Source organism: Bacteroides sp. 14(A), assembly GCF_000526555.1.
GTDB classification, from domain to species: domain Bacteria; phylum Bacteroidota; class Bacteroidia; order Bacteroidales; family Bacteroidaceae; genus Bacteroides; species Bacteroides cellulosilyticus.
The window spans coordinates 2,795,202-2,815,913 of record NZ_JAGH01000002.1 but is presented as its reverse complement, the minus strand read 5'-3'; the positions used below and the strand labels follow the sequence as shown (position 1 = coordinate 2,815,913).

The 20,712-nt window shown below is 38.1% G+C and carries 9 protein-coding genes; 1 reads left to right on the top strand and 8 read right to left on the bottom strand.

Annotated features, from left to right (window positions below; all coding sequences use genetic code 11):
• Positions 1-68: 68 nt before the first annotated feature.
• The 4 genes from K429_RS0118220 to K429_RS0118205 form a co-directional block, all read right to left on the bottom strand.
• On the bottom strand, positions 69-1,679 hold the full coding sequence (locus tag K429_RS0118220) for a DUF5123 domain-containing protein (protein ID WP_026367832.1): 1,611 nt from the start codon (positions 1,677-1,679) through the stop codon (positions 69-71).
• A 15-nt stretch (positions 1,680-1,694) separates the two neighbouring features.
• A complete protein-coding gene (locus K429_RS0118215) occupies positions 1,695-3,746 on the bottom strand; it encodes a RagB/SusD family nutrient uptake outer membrane protein (protein ID WP_026367831.1) in 2,052 nt (683 codons plus the stop codon).
• 17 nt (positions 3,747-3,763) lie between these two features.
• On the bottom strand, positions 3,764-6,994 hold the full coding sequence (locus tag K429_RS0118210; RefSeq protein ID WP_026367830.1) for a TonB-dependent receptor: 3,231 nt from the start codon (positions 6,992-6,994) through the stop codon (positions 3,764-3,766).
• A 261-nt stretch (positions 6,995-7,255) separates the two neighbouring features.
• The gene (locus K429_RS0118205; protein WP_044096735.1) at positions 7,256-9,742 is read right to left on the bottom strand and encodes a glycoside hydrolase N-terminal domain-containing protein; all 2,487 of its coding nucleotides are present in this window, start codon (positions 9,740-9,742) and stop codon (positions 7,256-7,258) included.
• Positions 9,743-10,084: 342 nt separating this feature from the next.
• Between K429_RS0118205 and K429_RS0118200 the strand changes: the two genes are divergently transcribed.
• On the top strand, positions 10,085-12,445 hold the full coding sequence (locus K429_RS0118200; protein WP_007212672.1) for a glycoside hydrolase family 3 N-terminal domain-containing protein: 2,361 nt from the start codon (positions 10,085-10,087) through the stop codon (positions 12,443-12,445).
• 128 nt (positions 12,446-12,573) lie between these two features.
• On the opposite strand, the gene K429_RS0118195 is transcribed toward K429_RS0118200, so the two are convergent.
• The 4 genes from K429_RS0118195 to mscL form a co-directional block, all read right to left on the bottom strand.
• Positions 12,574-14,598 carry a RagB/SusD family nutrient uptake outer membrane protein gene (locus K429_RS0118195; protein ID WP_026367828.1) on the bottom strand — a complete coding sequence of 675 codons (2,025 nt, stop codon included), beginning with the start codon at positions 14,596-14,598 and terminating at the stop codon, positions 12,574-12,576.
• A 24-nt stretch (positions 14,599-14,622) separates the two neighbouring features.
• A complete protein-coding gene (locus K429_RS0118190) occupies positions 14,623-17,961 on the bottom strand; it encodes a TonB-dependent receptor (protein ID WP_026367827.1) in 3,339 nt (1,112 codons plus the stop codon).
• A 300-nt stretch (positions 17,962-18,261) separates the two neighbouring features.
• Entirely contained in the window at positions 18,262-19,815 is a 1,554-nt protein-coding gene (guaA, locus tag K429_RS0118185; protein ID WP_007212669.1) for a glutamine-hydrolyzing GMP synthase, read from the bottom strand.
• A gap of 394 nt (positions 19,816-20,209) precedes the next feature.
• The gene (mscL, locus tag K429_RS0118180) at positions 20,210-20,647 is read right to left on the bottom strand and encodes a large-conductance mechanosensitive channel protein MscL (protein ID WP_007215416.1); all 438 of its coding nucleotides are present in this window, start codon (positions 20,645-20,647) and stop codon (positions 20,210-20,212) included.
• Positions 20,648-20,712: the final 65 nt, after the last annotated feature.

Here is a 20,712-nt window from a genome sequence, read left to right as displayed (position 1 = left end):
CGGGACTCACAATGAGTCCCGTATTTCCTAATTTATACAATATTTTGTATAGAGTACAAATTTCAAAGCTACCACCATCTAGGATCACCAACTTCGCCTTTTCCGGCAAATTTCACATCGCTTTTGAAATGAAAATCATCTTGACGAGGATTAACAAACAACTCTTCAGAAGTCAAACCTACAATAACAGCATTCGTAAACTTATTTTTATTTACTTCAAAATCAGAAGTGAGATAGCATGAGGAGAAATTCAAATAACTTGAATAATCCCCATTACCAGAATTTACTTTATTGCCCTTATTGTCTCCAGTAAAGATTGAGTTCTTTACAGTAATAGCCTTAGGCTGCTTATTTAAAAGAAAAATCTTCGGAATACCAATAGTATAATTACAGAAAGTCATATTATTAATACTAATCTTATCAACATCTACCCGTATATCCATTAACTGATCACCAATATCTATCATTGTTGTGTTTGTGATAGATATTGTACTTATCGAGGAAGCTTTTCCTACATTTATAAGTCCATAGCCGTTAGCTCCAACATTCTTAATTATACAATTATTAATTTTGATATTACCTATTTTCGCATCTGCATCATCAATTCGAATAAGGCTCCGCGGAATATTTCGAATAATACAACCGTCAAATTCAACATCTCTGAAAGTTTTTCCACCATTTACATTGATTTGGAAATTCTCTTTCATGGTATTGTCTATTTCTATATTCTGACATAAAATTCCCCTGATAGAGCCAGACAAACTTATGCTATACAATTTTAATAAAGGTTGCGATCCTCCTCTACCACCTCCTATTAAATAAAGGCGATTAATATTTTTCGGTATTGTTATCTTACCAATCTCATATGTCTGCTCTTTATCAAAAATTAGAGATACGGTACTATCAGCACTAGATTTCAGCAAATTATCAATATCATCACCTGCATTCACTTTAATCATGCCACCTGTATTAGATCCCAATGTTCTCAAGTTTAAGCTTCCTCTGCGTACCAGTTCATTATAAATCACAAACACATAATTGGTACCAGGCTTTAAACCATCAACAGAGAGACTTCCTTCTTTTTTTTCAATATCTGTAATGATCCGTTTCGGTGCCCATATTGTGTCATTTTTTTCATTCTGGTATTTCAGTTCACCGTAAGATATATGTGTAACAGCTATATTCGGTTCCCAATACAGCATGATATTATCCAATCCTAAAATATTATTTGTAAATACCTGCTCACTAGGAGTTTTAAAATAAGCTTGTACATATTTTGATTCCTTACCATTATTTTGATTGACCGCCCTTAACCGAACTGAGTATTTACTTGTTCCATTCAACTCCTTAAATAGAGTACGGTAGGTAGTGGCAGACACTGTTGCCTCTTTGGTATATGGAGTCAATGTATCAGCCAATATCTCCACAGTACGAATAACATTGGTAAATAATAAACTGTCCCCTTCACTGAATTCAAATACATACTTGGTAGCCTCTTCTACACCTTTATATTCTATTAATACAGAAGTTGCTTTGCTTTCTTTAATCTCGAATTTAATTGGACGAAATAGTATATCATAGTTCGGATCATATTCCCAATCATTGGGCTGATCGCTACATCCAATCGCAATAAATGCTAAAAAGTATACTAGTATACAATATAGGTCTTTGTTTTTCATAAATGTACATTCTAATTATTTATAATCATATCCGTATGAATTTTCTAAATATCCTTTGGATTTATATATATCATCATAATAAATGGGATATAAATGACGATAGTTGCAAACTCCGTTTCCAGCTGTCATGGTAATAAACTTCTTTTTAATTAAATCACCATATTTCAATTTAGAAAATAATTCGTCATAGTTATATGAAGCTCGTAGTCCGGAAGCGTAGAGCAATATTTTCACTGAATTATTAACTAAATCATTCACTCGCCTTTCATCTTCCAGATTCCAATTATTAACAGGAAACCAATTCACTTCCGTATAAACATTCTGATCAGGATTAAACGCCAGCCTTTCATAGAAATTGACGGATTCCCAATCAATAAACTCATTATTCTTGTCATATTTAAAATATAACTTATCAGGGAAATCTGAAGGTTCATACACTCTATCAAAAATCTTAATCGTTTGAGTACCATCAAGCATTAATAGCATTGCCTCTTTCATCTCTTCTATCTTTTGATCTAATAATCCCCAACGAATCAAATCTAATTTACGAATGGCTTCACCTCCAAACTCCCAAGCTCTCTCATTGACAATAGCATTAAAGAAATCTGCATCATACTTCTTTATTTCAGGTGAACCTGTTCCAAATGCTCTTTCACGTACTTTCTCTAAAGCTTGGCGCGCACTTATACCGGCTTTCTCATTCACTGTATCTTCACCTTTACCCAATCCATAGCGCGCCTCTGCAAACATCAAAAAGATATCAGGATAACGCATTAGAATCCAGTTAATTCCAGTCGGTACACGCGAAGTTGCTGTCAAAAGCAAATTTCTATATGCATCGCATGTCCAGAAATACCCCCATTTTCCATAACTTACTCCCATAATGTTATTCCCCATAACTTCCCTAACATATGTATTATCCTTTTTATAAGTAGCCCAATAGCACGCATAATCACGACGTTTGTCTTGAGGGAGAAAAGAGTAAAAATAAAAGGCATTTGAGCATGCATATGAACCACCAAAATTTTCAGGCTTATTATCCATACGCCTCCCCATCAATGAACCAATATCACCACTATATCCCAGACCATTAGCAACTTCAAACATATTTTCATTATAAGGATTATAATCTAAATGGCATACAGTTTTCCAAATATTGCCATAATCAGGATCCAATTGATGAGGGTTTTGTGGATCCCCAATAATTTCAGCACACTGTTCCTCTGCTATTTCATAGTATTTCCTCCAATCCTTAGTACGCCCCACATAGTAGTTATTCATTTCTTTCATACCCGGATTGTTTTCCAAATTAGGATAATGCTCTACATTTGCATCAGAAAACTGATTACCATCACGAATAGACCAACCGCCTGCAAACAAAGCAATACGAGCTAATAAGCCTTTTGCAAACCCTTTAGTTACACGTTCGCAATTATAATCACCGACTTCACCCACCCATGGCAAACATTCAACAGCTTCTTGCATATCTCTGATAAGAAACGGATAAATACTATCTCGATTAATTTTTCCCATATATACATTTGACAAGTCAGAATTGGCAATACCATCTTTAAAAGGAACATCTCCCCAACGACGCACCAATTCAAGATAAGCCAATGAACGTAACGTTAGCGCTTCGCCTAGTAAATATTTCATTGTGATGGAACCTTCTTCATACAACTTTGAATTACGAATACCATCAACAGCAGTACTTGCCAATTCTGTTAATTTAAAGATATTTCCCCACTGAGTTGTCTTGTTGTACCAATCCGCCCAAAAATTCGCAGGCCCGCTATCTCCATTTTTATCACTACTGGGATTTTCCATAAAGCCATTGGACATATCCGTATCCGAATTCCCTTGCCAGTTAACAGACATTTTCTGACCATAAACATAAGTATCGCCTAAATATGAATAGACTCCCATAACAGCAGCTTTAGCCATTCCTTCATTTTCAAATATAGCTTGAGCAGATTGTTCTGAAGGAGATGCCGTATCCAAAAAATCGCTGCAAGCAGTGAACAGTAATTGCACTGTAACAACTGCATATAATAATTTATATTTCATGATATGTATTATAAATATTAAAAAGTTAGATTAGCACCAAATAGATAATTCTTATTCTTTGGATAAGAAGATTTATCAACTCCCGGAGTCATATTACTTGAACTGGTATTTACTTCAGGATCTTGACCGCTATATCCTGTCAAACAGAATAAATTAGAAGCTGTAGCATATAATCGCAATTTTTTCACTCCAAACTTCTTAGTTAAATTTTTCGGTAGTGTATAACCTAAAGTCAACGTTCCCAAACGTAAAAAAGAGCCATCTTCAACTACCCAGTCAGTAGTAATATTATTGTTTATAATCGGATGCCACATTGTTTTATTCTGATTAACTTCCCGCAATCGCTCAGGATCTGCATTACCACCATTATAAATATTAAGCCCCGTAACCGGATCAATAGTAGTGAAGCGGTTTTCCTTCTTCATGAGCGTACTCATATTCTGATATTTTCTACTACCAGCATAAGTTACATAATCTACTTTACTAAGATTCAAAATATCATTACCATATGACCAATTGAACATCGCCACCAAATCAAAACCTTTCCAGCCTGCATTAATATTAAAGCCACCAGTATGTTTTGGGAGTGCATGTCCTATAACTTTACGGTCATTATCCGGATCAATTTTTCCATCACCGTTCAAGTCCTTCAATTTCATGTGACCTGGTCCATAATAATTACCAGATAAACTAAGTACACCTGAGCAATCAACAACACCCTCGTTTAAATCCCATCTTTGAGTTTCTTTATTAAATGTAAAATCATCAAAATCATATAGCCCATCATATATATAGCCATACATCAATCCTACCTCCTGACCTACAAAAATACGATAATTGTCACTTCCGACACTAGTACCCCCGGCTGACAAAATCATTACATCCTGATTAGCACCATACAGAGCATCTACTTTATTTTTATTAAACGAGATATTAAAACCAAAATCTAAATAAGCGTCTTTTTTCTGTATCAAATTAGCATTTAACGATATTTCCAATCCTTGATTAGTAGTCTGTCCCAAATTTTGATACTGATCTCTGTATCCGGCATTGGATGGTAATTGTACTGACATGATCAGATTCTTCGTGATATCTTTATATAAATCAACATTAATTTTCAGACGATTCTTAAATAAACTCATATCCAATCCTATATTGGCAGAATATTTTGATTCCCAAGTTAAATCTTCATTACGCAGTGTGGTTGATGTCTGTAAAGAAGACATTCCCGTTTCATTCTGATAATATAAATATCTTGTGTCTGACACTGCTTTATACGTTTGACGCCATCTAGAACCTACTCGTGCATTTCCAGCCTTACCATAGCTTAAACGCAATTTCAAGTCGGAGAGCCAGTTTTTAGCCGTTTTCATAAACTTCTCATCAGAAATACGCCATGCTACCGATCCAGCTGGAAAAACTCCCCATTTATTACCAGGAGCAAAAACATTGGTACCATCAGCACGCAAAGTAAAATTTGCATAATAGCGATTGTTCAGATTATATCCCATACGTCCGAAATAAGACTGACTGCGATTAGGTTCATCAATAGTAGTGTAAGTGGGTTCCGCTTTACCATTGTTCCACATAGACAAAATATCATTTGCTGTATAATCTATAGGATAGTAGTCTGAATTGATGCGCATATTATCTTTTTCACTACTACTCAATTCTAATCCTGCCGTAATATCAAATCGGTGTTTTTTTATTTGTTTATTGTAACTCAACTGAGTTCTACCTGTCCAACGTTTACCATTCCAATAAGTCCGATAAGATACTGGTTGACCGGCTTTATTATTAGCTTCTCCCGTATTTTCCAGATAAATTTGATCTGTACGGTCAAAATCAAAGACATAAGTTCCTTCTGCACGAAAATTCAATCCTTTGATTATATCCCAAATCAATGCAGCGTTATAAGAGTTTGAGAATTTTTGCTGTTTTTTATATTCGTTCGCAATGTTATAAAAAGGATCATTCAGACCACTGATATTCTCCGGAATGTATTCGCTTCCCTGTAAATCCTCTGCCGTCAAATCTTTCAAAGTACCCACAGGTGGATATTTGACACAATCCCGCAGTTTCCCCCCAGAAGAAACACTTGTACCATCAATGACAGTACTGGTCATACGAGAATTAAAATCAATCTTCAGCTTATCATTAAACTTTTTACTAATTTTTACATTCAAATTATCGCGATTAAATTCAGAAGTTTTCATAATATATTCTTCATTATCACGCGTATAACTTAAACTATACACTAAATCTTTACTCCCACCATTGATATTCAAATTGTAGTTCTGTTTTACACCAGTCCGATCAAACAATTTAGCTTGCCAATTAGTCCCCTTTCTTCCTCTATATATCTCTAGATCATCCCATCTACCATAGCGTTCAAAAAAACCCGCATTAGTCGAAGGATCTAATTCTCTTTGTAAATATACATATTCATAAGGAGAAAGTACATCCGTTTCATTATACATATGATTAAAACCAACTGAAGCATTTAAGGAGACCTCCATTTTGCCTACACGTCCACTTTTCGTGGTAACAAGAACTACACCATTAGCACCTTTTGCTCCATAAATAGCTGTAGATGAAGCATCTTTCAATACATCAATACTTTCGATATCAGTAGGAGGAATATCTCCAATACCATTTACCTGAAAACCATCGACAATAAATAATGGATCATTACTTTGGGTGATAGATCCTCCTCCACGTACACGAATACTAACTTCAGCGTCAGGAGAACCTTGAGTAGTAACTACACTAACTCCAGCTATACGCCCCGTAATAGCACTTGCAGCGGAAGTGGTAGTAATATCTTTTAAAGTATTCTCGCCAACAGAAGATATTGCTCCTGTAAGATCTTTCCGTCGTGCATTACCGTAACCGATAGCCACAACCTCTACTTCGTCAAGCTGCTGCGCATCATCCTCAAGCACAATTTGAACCTTTTTTCCAGGAGTAACACTTACCTCTTCAGTACGCATACCTATAAAGGTCACAATGATTTTTTTCTCTGTCCCTGATAACGTCAAGGTAAAGTCTCCATCCAAATTGGTAATAGCACCATTCCCCTTTCGCCCTTTCTCCGTTACAGTAGCCCCGATAACAGGTTCACCTTCCGAATCGACCACAGTACCTTTCACTGTACCGTTTTGAGTAAACCCTGCTATCGGCACCAGCAATAGCAATACCATTAGCAGAGTTCCTACGTTCCACACATAATCAAATTTTTGTTTCATGATAGTATTATTTAATTAACAAAAAATAGTTCTTCATATATTGATCTTATAAGTATTGGCTGCCAATAATGGCAGCCAAATTTTCCTGAAAACATCTAACCAGTTCAATTACTTTCTTAAACGATAATCGCAAAACTAATAGCTTATCAAAAATATACTTTGTACTTTTTATCCTTTTGCGTGCACTTTTTGACACATATAAAAATCAACTGATTATCAACATTATAAAGGCTGGAATATTAAGATTAATTATAATCATAGTCAAAGATTAGTGAAGGTATAAGTATGATTAGCTTCCGTTGGAATGTCATACAGAAAATATTCTTTAAACTCTATTCCTTTCAATGGAGCTTTTTCACTGATTAAAGGGCGAGTGACATCTTGTTTAGCAAATAATAAATTAGGATTGAGACTATTTGTTTCAGCTAAGTTCTTATTATTTATGTTCAATCGATTGTGAACTCTCAAACGTAAGTTTCCCCCGATAGTAGATTTAATGGTTGCAGACTCTATTCTACCATTTTTCCATTTTAATGAAATAATTTCGAACCCTCCACGCGCGCGAAGTCCAGCTATCTCCCCATCTTTCCAAACGTCAGGTAAAGCCGGAAGCAAATGAACGGCTCCATCATGGCTTTGCATTAGCATTTCTGCAATACCTGCAACACAACCAAAGTTACCATCAATTTGGAAAGGTGGATGAGCATCAAACAAATTCGGATATGTACCACCTCCTTGTCCTTTTTGTATTTCAGGAGAAACCAAATTTAATTGATTGGTAATAAGTTTAAAGGCATGATTTCCATCTAAACATCTTGCCCAGAAACAAACTTTCCAGCCCATAGACCAACCAGTAGAAGGATCACCACGTTGTATCAACGTATTGCGAGCAGCTTCAAAAAGCACTGGTGAAGAGTAAGGAGATATCTGATAACCTGGAAAAAGTCCCCACAAATGGGAAATATGCCGATGATGATCTTTAGGATTATCCCAATCTTCAAACCATTCTTGTAGCTGTCCGTATTGCCCTACTTGCATAGGCGGCAATCGTTTCTTCAAAGAAAGAATTGTATCACAGAACTGTTTATCTCTGTTCAGAATTTGAGCCGCAGCATTAGTGTTTGAGAATAAATCAAATACTAGCTGATTATCCATCGTGACTCCCGCAAATAGATTCGACTTTCCTTTCCACAATTTAGGAGAATTTTCAGGAGAATTACTAGGCGTTACTACCATATAGCCAGTATTTGGATCCTTTACCAAAAAGTCTACAAAAAATTCGGAAGCACTTTTCATAATGGGATATATACTATTAAGATATTCTTTATCGCCAGAATAGAGATAACGATCCCACAAATGCTGACATAACCAAGCATTACAGGTAGGCCATGGACCACAATAAGGCCTGTCAACTGCACCGTTCATACGCCATAAGTCTGTATTATGATGCAGCATCCATCCACGACAGCCATACATTTCACGGGCGGCTTCCTGTCCATTTTCATAAAGTTCTCTAATCATTTGCAGGAAAGGTTCATGCATTTCACATAAATTCGTAACCTCAGCAGGCCAATAATTCATCTCTGCATTTATGTTAGTAGTATAACGACATCTCCATGCCGGATTTGTTTTATGATTCCAAATACCCTGTAGATTCGCAGGTTGCCCACCTGGTTGCGAACAAGAAATGAGTAAATAACGTCCATATTGAAAGTATAACGCTACTAAATGGGGATCATTAGAGGTTGCAAATTCTTTCACCCTAATGTCCGTCGGCTTATCTGCTTGAGGAGTATATCCCAAATCTAAGGCCACCCGTCGATAATATTTCTGATACATATTAACATGAGCCTGTAATGCCTTAGTATAAGGTTTTCTAGCATTTTTCAGATAAACTTTATTACGTTCAACAGGATTACCAGAAATATCCTTGTAATTAATAAAATTGGTTGCCATAGCAATATAAATAGTTGCACTAGTTGCATTTGTTATAGATAAAAGAGTATCATTAGCAACTGACTTTCCGCCTTGTAAATCCAATTCAACATCTGCACGGAAGCGTACAGCCCCCGGAGTAAATCCATCCCCTTTAGTAGTTCCTTCCATTATCAATCTATTCTTTCCTAAAGTACTTACATCTACCTTTTGCGGACAAGTCAATGCAGCTGAGAAAGTTAACTTTCCAGCCTGAGAGGCTGTCAGGCGAATTATAATGAGCTGATCGGTTAATGAAGCAAACACTTCACGTTTATATTTCACCCCATCTACAGAATAAGTGGTTGTAGTCACCGCTCTCTCCAAATCGAGTTCTCGACGAAAATTGGAATAGTTTTCTTGTCCCTGAAAATCCAAGCGTAAACTTCCAACAGTTTGATAAGGCATTCCAAATCCATTCTTTGAAAGAATTTTGGTTTCTGCCAAGGCCTGTGCTTCCGGATATTTACCGTCGAATATCAGTTGACGGATAGTCGATAATGCATTTTTAGCTTCTGGATTATAATTATTATAAGGAGAACCGGCAGAAACCGTTTCTTCATTCAACTGAATCTCTTCATGAACCGGATTTCCATAAACCATTGCCCCTAACCGTCCGTTACCGAGAGGTAAAGCTTCTTCCCAATATTGTGCAGGCTTATCATACCATAATATGGGATGTTTTTGAGCGTACACATTGACATTGCCCATTGACACTAATCCTAAAAGTAGTATTTTTACGAAATTCAAAAATCTTAGTTTTTCTATTTGCATAATATTCCGTTTTATTGTTCAATGCAAATGTAGACTGCTATCTTTAGACAGGTTTACACTATTCATGCGATTTACTGCACTTTTTGACCAAGGCTCAATCTTTTCTTTTGACTAACCATTACTAATAAGCTTCCAAATAAATGATAAAAAATCCAGTAATCACATCATTAGCTCTCTATACAATCTTATCATAATTCACTAATTATCAAACAAATAAATCCAAACAAGAATATTTACGCCCAATATAACTAGTCAAATAGTACACTCAAATGAAAAAAGAGTGCAAGACCTATTTCAGTATCTTTCGTATGTTTGTATCTGAAAAATTAGTAAAAAAGAACCATGAAGAAAAAGAAAAAATTACTCGTTGCAGGAATAGCATTGTCAGTGCTATTCAGTACAAATTTACAGGCGCAAACTGTAAATTATACGCCTTTTGAAACAAAGGAATCACAGAAGATTGTAAATGAGCTCTACAATCGTATGACCCTTGAAGAGAAAGTTGCTCAATTGCATGGGATAGTTCCCGGATCATTGGTAGATAAAAATGGAAAACTATCTGATGAAAAATGCCGTAAGAATATACCTAATGGCATAGGGCACGTTTGCCAATTCGCATGTGCACAGGAATTAGATCCTGACAAACTGCGAGATTTTGTAGCCGACCTTCAAGAATGGTTACGCAAAAACACACCTTCGGGTATTCCAGCAATTTGCCATGAAGAAGCTATCAGTGGATTTGCCGCAAAAGGAGCTACCGTATATCCTCAACAGTTAGGATTGGCTTGCACATGGAATCCCGATTTAATGATTGAAAAATCAAGGCAAACAGCCGAAGCTATGCGCAAAGTAGGTAGCACAATGGCATTGTCACCAATGGTAGATGTTGTACGTACTTCTACATTCAACCGCATCGAAGAAAGTTATGGAGAAGATAGTTATTTATCCGGTGCTATGGGAGTAGCTTTCGTTCAGGGTTTGCAAGGCAATGATTTAGCCAAAGGAGTTGCTGCCTGTAGTAAACACTTTCTTGGTTATGGTGGAGGTAGTGAGTCTCCGGAGAAAGAATTAACCGAAGAGATCCTTTTCCCTCATGAAGCTATCATTCGCTGTGCAGGCAGCAAATGCACAATGACGGGATATCATTCCTATAAAGGTAAACTGGTGGTAGCAAGTGCACCTTTGATTCAAGACTATCTCCGCGGGAGAACAGGTTTTGACGGTATAGTGGTTAGTGACTACGGTGCTATCGGCCGTCTATACAAAGGAGATGATATGTTGGCTAAGTGTGCAGCAGAAGCTATGAATGCAGGTAATGATCTTGAGTTCAGCAATGGTAAATGTTATCCTCATTTACCGGAAGCAATGGCATCGGGAATAGTGAGTGAAGCACGATTTGAAGAGGCGGTTAAACGTGCTTTAACCCTAAAAGTAAGATTAGGAATGTTAACTCCTAATGCTAAGTTATTTGAAAAAGGTCACTTAAACTTAGACACTCCGGATTATCGTCAAACAGCCTACGAACTGGCATGCCAGTCTGTAGTATTGCTAAAGAACAACGGTGTGTTACCGCTTAAACCGACAGCCAAGATAGCATTAGTTGGTCCTAATGCAAACTCTTTTTGGAGCTTGATTGGTGATTATGCTTATCCTTCCATGCTTGCTTTCTGGAGAAGAAAAAAACCGGATGGACAAAATCCTTACTTGATCCCATTGTATGATGGCTTAAAAAACAAAAAACCAGCCTCTATGATAGTAGGCTACGAACGTGGCTGCGAATGGAGTCTACCGGGAGAAGCCACTATTAAATCATCAGGCGATGTAGATCCTCGTACCAGTCAATTAACCGCAATGATGGTAGAATCAGCCGATCATACAGACTGGAATGCAGCAATCAAATTGGCTAAAGAGAGTGATATTATAGTAGCAGCCGTAGGAGAAAATCCAGCTCTTTGTGGAGAGGCTCGTGTAAGAAAAGGCATCGATTTACCCGGTGACCAGGAGAAATTCGTAAAAGAGTTAATAGCAACAGGAAAGCCTGTCGTATTGGTGATAATGGGAGGACGCCCACAAGTTATCGATGAAATAGAAAAAGGCTGTGCTGCTATCATGCATGCATGGTATCCCGGCGAAGAGGGTGGTAACGCTGTAGCTGATATATTATTAGGCAATGTCAACCCCTCGGGAAAATTATGTGTCAGTTACCCCAAAACAGAATCAGAAGAGAATATATGTTATAACAACCAACCGGAGTTACTTAGTAAAGTTGCCTACCCCTTTGGATATGGTCTGTCGTATACAACATATACTTATAGCAATTTGAAAATACAGAAATCAACAGTCTGCACCACAGATAAAAGTATCAAGTTCTCTTTTGATATAACCAATAGTGGAAAGATGGAGGGTACCGAAATCATTCAACTATACCTATCACCAGTTGATGGACAACCTCTAAAGCCAATTCAGCTAAAAGGCTTTAAACGAATCTCACTGAAACCCGGAGAAACCCAGAAAGTAAAAGCTGAATTAATGTTAGACCAATTGGCATATTATTTTGAAAAGCAATGGCACATAATGCCTGGAAAATATGAAATAAAAATAGGAGCTTCTTCCATTGACATTCGCTTAAACAGCTTTTTTTCTGTAACGGGCAATGCCAAGAGCATGAAACAGCGTGAATTCCTTTTCTCTGAAATTCATTAAATCATAAAATACTATTTACCCTGTATTATTCAAAACACCTTTACTGATGAGTATGAATAATACAGGGTAAAAAAACTATTCTGAAATTTTCTGACACCTATTGACGATTATTATAATAGTCCTTTTCTTTATTGTTGCGGTAATCCATAACCATTCGTTACTTTTCCTTTAGATTGACTAATCGTTTCGTACGGAATAGCCCAATAATAACAAGGAACACTTTCTTTGGATGTGATTCCCGGAAGAATATTACTCAAATAAATATCAATATTCTCTGCAAGAGTACTACCCCAGGCGGTCTTCACATACCCTTCCTGTTCCAATTGAGCAGCAATTGTACCATTAGGATCAATATATTCAAATAAGCCCTTAATTGCTGTGTTATGGGTCGTTCCATTAACAGTTAATCCCAATTTTGCAAAATCCAACACACCGCGCCATCCCGGAAATTGTACAGGATCTGTTTTATCCGTACAATCATAAGTCAAAGTAGCACCCTCAACCTGTTTTGTCCATATATAGGCTGGTAATACATTACCATTTCCAAATTCATAATAGCCTTTAGTCTTCAAATCAATAGCAAGAGCCTCCATCTCATTACGTACCTCCAACGCTTCCTCAGAGAATTTGGCACTTCTAACCATATCGTAGCGAGTATGTCCTTCACCAAAAAGTTCTAATTTCCTTTCCATAAGAACTGCATCTTTCAACGCATCTCCGGATAAACCTGCAATATTATGGTCGGTATTACCAAAAGCCCTTTCCCGAATCTGATTGACTAAATTTATGGCTTCAGCATTTGCACCCAGTTCGGCTTTCACTTCTGCCAACATAAGAATCGCATCCGCAACACGCATAATCGGTGCACTAAAGCCCGCGCTACCCTGTCCACCTACAAAGTAAGGATTCTGACGGCAAATATCCCACTTATTCAAGCAAATACCTCCATCTGTCTTAGCACCGGCCTTAAAAGTAAAAACTATTTCATTTCCTTTGCCATCCAATCCGGTGACCACTGCACTGACATCTCTACGCTTGTCGGCATTGTCATAACCGCCATAATAAAAAGTAGGTACCATTCGTACTGCCGCAAAGACCTTATTAGGAGCCGTATTGTTACCTCCATTACAGCCACGACCAATATCATAACTATAAAATCGACCGCCCACTCTATTTTGTACACTGCCCAATTCAAAAATAGTTTCAGGACTCTGCTCTAAATCCATACAAAATTGGAAATGGCGTTGGAAAGGATTGTCGGTATAAGTGCGTTCATCCGTAGTAACTAATTTAGTTGTTCCGGCATTCGTTGAAATAGCCATCTCCAAGTATTGTTGAGCTATCATATAATAGTTTTTGTAATCTGCACGACGAGCGTAAGCACACTTACGTTTTGCATCAGTTCTAAGGACTTCAAACTGTACTTCTCCATAAAGTTCAGGCATATCCGTACGGATAGTTTGATAGCCACCGGCATAAAGAGCCATCTTACCAATGAGTGCATTTGCAAATGTTCTGGAGATACGTTGACCATTAATACCTCCTTCCCCGACTTTATACATATAAGGTTCGACTGCTTTTACAGCTTCTATCAGTTTATCGTAGATTGCAAAACGAGAAGTAATTTCGTAATCATCCACATAGCTATTCTCATAGCCATACGGAACATCGCCAAAGTGCTTGATCAAATCAAAATAGCACATAGCACGAAATGTTTCAGCTTCACCTTTGAGATGTGTCCAATCGGTAGTTCTACCGGCAGCAATATCCTCTTTATATTGAGTTTTTTCAGAGATCAGATTTATAGCTTTCGTTGTATAAGCAATAACACTGTATAAAGAATTAAAAGGATCTTTCATATAGTCACAAGGAATCTGTTCCGGAACTAATTTAGCATTGATATTGTTGGATGAATTATTTTCAGGAAAATATTCAATATCAGAACCAAAATGATCATTCCAATTATACGCGCCAAAACATGACTCACGATAAAGGGCATATCCTCTTGATAAAATCTTCAATGTTTCCGTAGGGCTGGAAGAAACAAATTCATCATCAATATTGGATGGAGAAGAGGTGTCTAAAAAATCACTACATTGTGTAAATGCCAAACAAGAGATAGCGGCAAATGCCATTTTTATTAACTTATTCATAAATTCTTCTTTTAAATAAAATGATTAGAAACTTATATTTACACCCAAGACGAATGAACGGGCACGCGGATATGTCCCCCAATCCAACCCCCATTTAGGATAATCACTTGTTGAAGTGTTGGTATTAACTTCTGCGTCAAGACCCGAATACCCCGTAATGGTAAAGACATTATAAATACTTCCGTAAACACGCAGGTTGCTGATACCAGCTTTCTTGATAAATTGTTTAGGCAATGTATAACCCAATGTCAATGTATTCAGGCGCAAATAAGAACCATCTTCAATACCTAACGTAGAAACATAACCATTCTCGCTATAAGCCAATGGCAATTTAGCATTGACATTAGCAGCATCCAACTGTTCAGGAGTTGTTAAAGCTACCAGCTGGCCGCCAACTACATCATAAATTTTATAGCAATCCTTCACCAAAGAAAGTTTGTTTTCGTAAACACCACTTTCCTTGTATCCATAAAGTGCCCCCAATTTATTGGCATTGTATATTTCATTACCATAACTCCAGTTAAAATATAATCCCAAGTCAAAATTCTTATATGAAGTGTTTATATTGAAACCACCGGTATGTACCGGTGTCATATCACCAATAACCTCTACATCATCGTCATTGATAATCCCATTATTATCCCGATCTTTAAATTTGGGCATACCCGGATAAGCTGATTGTCCGGCAGGGCGCTCATTCATACCACTATGCAGGTGATAATTAGGGAACACTACAGAAGAAATATCCGGAATTCCCTCTTTCAGTGTGTATATGCCATTCGCATATGTAAAATCACTGGTTGTATAGAATCCGTCAGCAATCAGACCACGCACTAATCCCACCGGCTTTCCTTCCATCAGGATATAGTCAGAAGAAGGAAAAGTGGATCCACTAGCCCATTGAGTTCCATAAAGTCCGGTCACATTATCGGCCAGTTCATCTACATTACCACGGTTGAAGTTTATGTTGAAACCTGCGGTTACATTCCAATCCTTTGTCTGTACAAGCACCCCTTGAAGAGCTATTTCAATGCCTTTGTTGCTGGTCTGACCGACATTGGCATAAGTTGCAGTGAAACCTGTTATACCGGGAATAGTTGTTTTCATCAGCAAATCTTTGGTAGTATTCCAATATGCATCAATCGTACCTGTCAGACGATTGTTAAAAAAGCCAAAGTCAAAACCAATATTACGAGTTATTGTGGTTTCCCATTTCAAATCTTTATTCGCCAATTCTGTAGCCAGTGAATAAGAAGGCAGAAGCGTATTGTTTACTGCATCTTGTTGCCTCACGTCCGTTGTAGCTGACCAAGTCTGCGACCAAAGACTGGAACTTATACCGTCATTTCCAACCTGCCCATAAGAAACACGAAGTTTAAGATTATCCAGCCACTCTATATCCTTCAGGAATGACTCTTCTGACATACGCCAGCCCAAAGCTGCAGCAGGAAAATACCCCCAACGATTATTAGGAGAAAATTTAGAAGATCCATCAGCACGAAATGTTACCGTCAACAAATAACGGTCCAATAAATTATAGTTCAAACGGCTGAAAAAAGAAAGAATACGTCCCGGAATAGAAACACTTGAAGAAAACTGTCCCACCCCTTGTGTACCATCATACTGATTAATCATAGCAAATGCATTCTCCTTGGTAAAATTTGCAGGATAGTAAGTTCCTGAAGCTTTTAAACCATCACCACCCGAATCAGAAACTTCGTGACCGGCCAAAATGCTAAATCGATGCGCCTTGCCTAAACTAAAATCATAATTTAATGTATTGCTCCAACGAAGCCCCCATTTATTGCTTTTCTCCAGTTCCGCATTTCCGGCATAAAGGATTTCTCCTGTATTATCATCCATGTAACTGTTGACAATAGCTCCTGTCCACGTTTTATTTTGATTCCATGACTGATTGAGTGACAAGTCCGAATGATACGTCAATCCTTTCACTATCTCCCAATTCAATGATAGAATTCCGCGCAATGCCTGGTAATCTTTTGGTGAATAATTATCATTAATGCGATTTACCGGATTGTACCTGTCCCATTGACTTTGCTTTGCATAGTTTTCTATCATACCCTCATTCATAGCATTCAGATCGCCCAAAATATTTTCAGTTGCAATAGGACGAAAACGGTAGGAAGATGACAAAACGGAACCACTGCCATTTCTAACTCCTTCATCCCCCATTTTTTTAGTATTTGTATAGCGGGTATCCAGGCTAATATCTACATTCTTAGCTATTTTTTGATTTACCTTTAATGAAACATTGGCACGTTTGTAATAAGAAGCCAGTTTCATACCATCCTCATCTGTATAATTCACCGCAAACAAGACTTTTGTTTTCTCAGTACCGCCCGTTATAGAAAGATCATGATTGTGAGAGAACGAATCATCATATACTTTTTTCTGAATATTATCAGCTTTCATGTTACGGTAACTTTCTATTCCATTGGGATTAGTGGTTGTGTAACGACCAATGCCATACAATTTTTCAAAAGGCTCTGTGTAACTATTGCCTCCTACAGAAGCCCCGCTTGCCCACGTATAAGCCAGATAATCATAAGGATCCAGAGCATCCAGATATTTAGTTGGTGTATTGTACTTCATATAACCATTATAACTCACAACAACGCGCCCTTCTTTAGCTCCCTTGGTAGTGACAAGAATTACCCCATTGGCACCTCGGGCGCCATAAATGGCAGTTGATGAAGCATCTTTCAACACATCAATCGATTCTATTAAATCAGCTGAAATATCATTCAATGAACCGCTTACACCATCAATCAGAATCAGAGGGTCATTACTTTGGCTGATGGATCCACCTCCGCGAACACGAATTGAGACTGTGGCGTCAGGACGCCCATCTTGTGTCGTGACATTCACTCCCGATAACTTTCCTTGTAAGGCCTGTGCAGCATTTGCAACAGGCATTGCCGCAATCTGTTTTCCCGAAACAGATGCAACAGAACCGGTAAGATCCTTACGTTTTACTGTCTGATAACCGATAACAACGACCTCTTCCAGCGCACGGCTATCTTCTTCGAGTGTAATGATAAAATTTGTTTGATTTTTCACTGCAATCTCTTTAGAGACGTAACCTATGTAGGTTACTACTAATGTACCATTAGTGCTGACTCCAGAAATCGTGAACTTGCCATTCAAATCAGTAATCGCTCCGTTAGCCGTTCCTTTCACTAGTACGTTTGCACCGATAATCGTCTCACCCGATTTGTCCTGAACAACTCCACTCACAGTGGCTACCTGTGCATAGGTATTCCAAATACTCGTCATTAAGAATGAGAGTACAAGCAGGATAATTTTGTTTTTACTCATTGCTTTTAGTTTTCTTGTTTTCATTAATATTACGATTGGTTTACATTCTCTTCTTTATTGAAATTTAAGGCCTATCAATTCCATTCTAAAAAATGTCTGAAAGTAATTTCTCGCAAAATAAAAACCTTTAAAAGAATAAGCTTTGCACTATTTATCCACTTACATATACTTTTTGACCAAAATATCAAACTGCGATATTTGGTCAAATAATACATCTAAACCAACTAAAAGTGCAAAGTTTATTTGTTTCTTTGCCACCAATAAAAATAGCCCCAACTCTATACAAGTTGAGGCTATTCAAATATAGTATTAAAACGTACTACCCTATTCCCACTCTATCGTTGCAGGCGGTTTTGACGAAATATCATAGGTTACACGGTTCACTCCTTTCACCTTATTAATAATATCATTGGAAACCTTACCCAAGAATTCATAAGGCAAATGTGCCCAGTCTGCCGTCATAGCATCCGTAGAAGTCACAGCACGCAGCGCAATGGCACGTTCATACGTACGTTCATCTCCCATCACACCAACTGATTGCACGGGAAGCAAGATAACACCCGCCTGCCAAACCTGATGATAAAGAGAAGTTTCGCTACCATCAGCTTCTTTCACTTTCCAGTCACGCAAGCCCTGAATAAAGATATCATCCGCATTTTGCAGAATAGCCACTTTCTCCGGAGTAATATCACCCAAAATACGCACAGCCAGACCGGGTCCGGGGAAAGGATGACGAGTAATCAGATGTTCAGGCATACCCAATCCGCGACCTACACGGCGAACCTCATCTTTAAACAATAAGCGAAGCGGCTCACAAAGTTTCAGGTGCATCTTTTCAGGTAAACCACCTACATTATGATGACTCTTAATAACCGTACCGGTAATAGAAAGGGACTCGATACAGTCAGGATAAATCGTACCCTGTGCCAGCCATTTCACATCTTTAATCTTATGGGCCTCCTCATCAAATACTTCGATAAACCCCTTGCCTATAATCTTACGCTTTTCCTCAGGCTCCGTTACACCTGCCAGTTCTGCAAAGAACTTGGCACTGGCATCCACACCGATAACATTCAGACCGAGACATTCATAATCGTGTAGTACATTCTTGAACTCATTCTTACGGAGCATACCGTGATCTACGAAGATACAAGTCAGGTTCTTACCGATAGCACGATTCAACAATACAGCAGCTACGGAAGAATCCACACCACCGCTCAAACCAAGAACCACCTTATCATCACCCAACTGTTCCTTCAATTCGGCAACCGTCGTTTCAATAAAGGAAGCAGCACTCCAGTCCTGTTTGCAACCGCAAACATCCACCACGAAATTCTTCAGCATCTGCGTGCCATCTTCGCTGTGAAATACTTCCGGATGGAACTGTACTCCCCACACCTTTTCGTTCTCTATCTGATAAGCAGCAATCGCCACCTTATCCGTCGAAGCTATTTTTTTGAAATTGGAAGGGATAACCGTAATTGTGTCTCCGTGACTCATCCACACCTGTGTATTTTCCTTCACGTCCTTGAACAGCACATTATCCTTGTCAAAAGAGCTCAAGTGTGCACGTCCGTACTCACGACTTCCGGCAGGTTCCACCTTGCCGCCATTGGTATAAGCGATAAACTGCGCACCGTAGCAGATACCCAGAATAGGATACTTTCCACGAATTTCACTCAGATCAGCTTTAAATGCACTTTCATCGTATACAGAGAACGGGCTTCCCGAAAGAATAACCCCCTTTACACTCTCATCCCCCTCCGGGAACTTATTATAAGGTAAAATTTCGCAATACGTATTCAATTCACGGACACGACGGGCTATAAGCTGCGTAGTCTGCGAACCAAAATCAAGAATGACAATCTTTTCTTGCATATAATCTGTATGGATTTAATTAAAATGTTCCGCAAAAGTAGAAAAAAGTAAGAAAATAACGGGAATAATAGCCAGAAAATCTATATTTCATAACATAATTAATGAATTTGGTAGCCGGAAAGACACATAGAACACAGTAAAATCAGCTTTAAAAACATTACTGATAATCAAGATATTACAAGGAGTTAACTTCCTGTCAACAAAGAGTTAATTTCTTGTCGACAGGAAGTTAACTCCTTGCTGACAGGGAATGAATTGTCCCATTTTTCCTACCGCCTATTACCCGAACCGTATCAGATCCGTATTTGCTCCGTACCTAAGCGTTTGGACCGGATACGGACCAGGTACGGGCCAGACACGGACCGGGTACAGTGAGGATTATTTTTTGTTCTTTTTATCGTTTTTCTTTCAAGATATCCCTGATTTCCGTCAGTAAGACTTCTTCTTTACTAGGTGCAGGAGGAGCAGGAGGTGCTGCGGGAACTTCCGCCTCCTTCTTAGCCGTCAGCCTGGTCAGCAATTTGATGAACAGGAAAATAGAAAAAGCAATAATGAGAAAGTCAAACGTCACTTGCAGGAAATTTCCATAATTCAAGGTTACAGCGGCAATCTCTTTACCGTCCACAACTTCGGCAGGTTTCATCACCCACTTCAGGTCCGTAAAGTTCACACCTCCCACCAATAAACCGAGAGGCGGCATGATAATATCTGCCACCACAGAAGATACAATTTTACCAAACGCGCCACCGATGATTACACCGACAGCCATGTCTATCACATTGCCTTTCATGGCAAATGATTTAAAATCTTGTAAAAATGAACTTTTTCCCATCACTTCCATTATTTAATTATAAAATTAAGTGCGAATATAAAAACATTTTCTTACTTTTGCACCGC

Bases quoted from the DNA above. Each gene is read 5' to 3' on its own strand.
- K429_RS0118220 (WP_026367832.1), bottom strand. From the start codon at position 1,679: ATGAAAAACAAAGACCTATATTGTATACTAGTATACTTTTTAGCATTT.
- K429_RS0118215 (WP_026367831.1), bottom strand. From the start codon at position 3,746: ATGAAATATAAATTATTATATGCAGTTGTTACAGTGCAATTACTGTTC.
- K429_RS0118210 (WP_026367830.1), bottom strand. From the start codon at position 6,994: ATGAAACAAAAATTTGATTATGTGTGGAACGTAGGAACTCTGCTAATG.
- K429_RS0118205 (WP_044096735.1), bottom strand. From the start codon at position 9,742: ATGCAAATAGAAAAACTAAGATTTTTGAATTTCGTAAAAATACTACTT.
- K429_RS0118200 (WP_007212672.1), top strand. From the start codon at position 10,085: ATGAAGAAAAAGAAAAAATTACTCGTTGCAGGAATAGCATTGTCAGTG.
- K429_RS0118195 (WP_026367828.1), bottom strand. From the start codon at position 14,598: ATGAATAAGTTAATAAAAATGGCATTTGCCGCTATCTCTTGTTTGGCA.
- K429_RS0118190 (WP_026367827.1), bottom strand. From the start codon at position 17,961: ATGAAAACAAGAAAACTAAAAGCAATGAGTAAAAACAAAATTATCCTG.
- guaA (WP_007212669.1), bottom strand. From the start codon at position 19,815: ATGCAAGAAAAGATTGTCATTCTTGATTTTGGTTCGCAGACTACGCAG.
- mscL (WP_007215416.1), bottom strand. From the start codon at position 20,647: ATGGGAAAAAGTTCATTTTTACAAGATTTTAAATCATTTGCCATGAAA.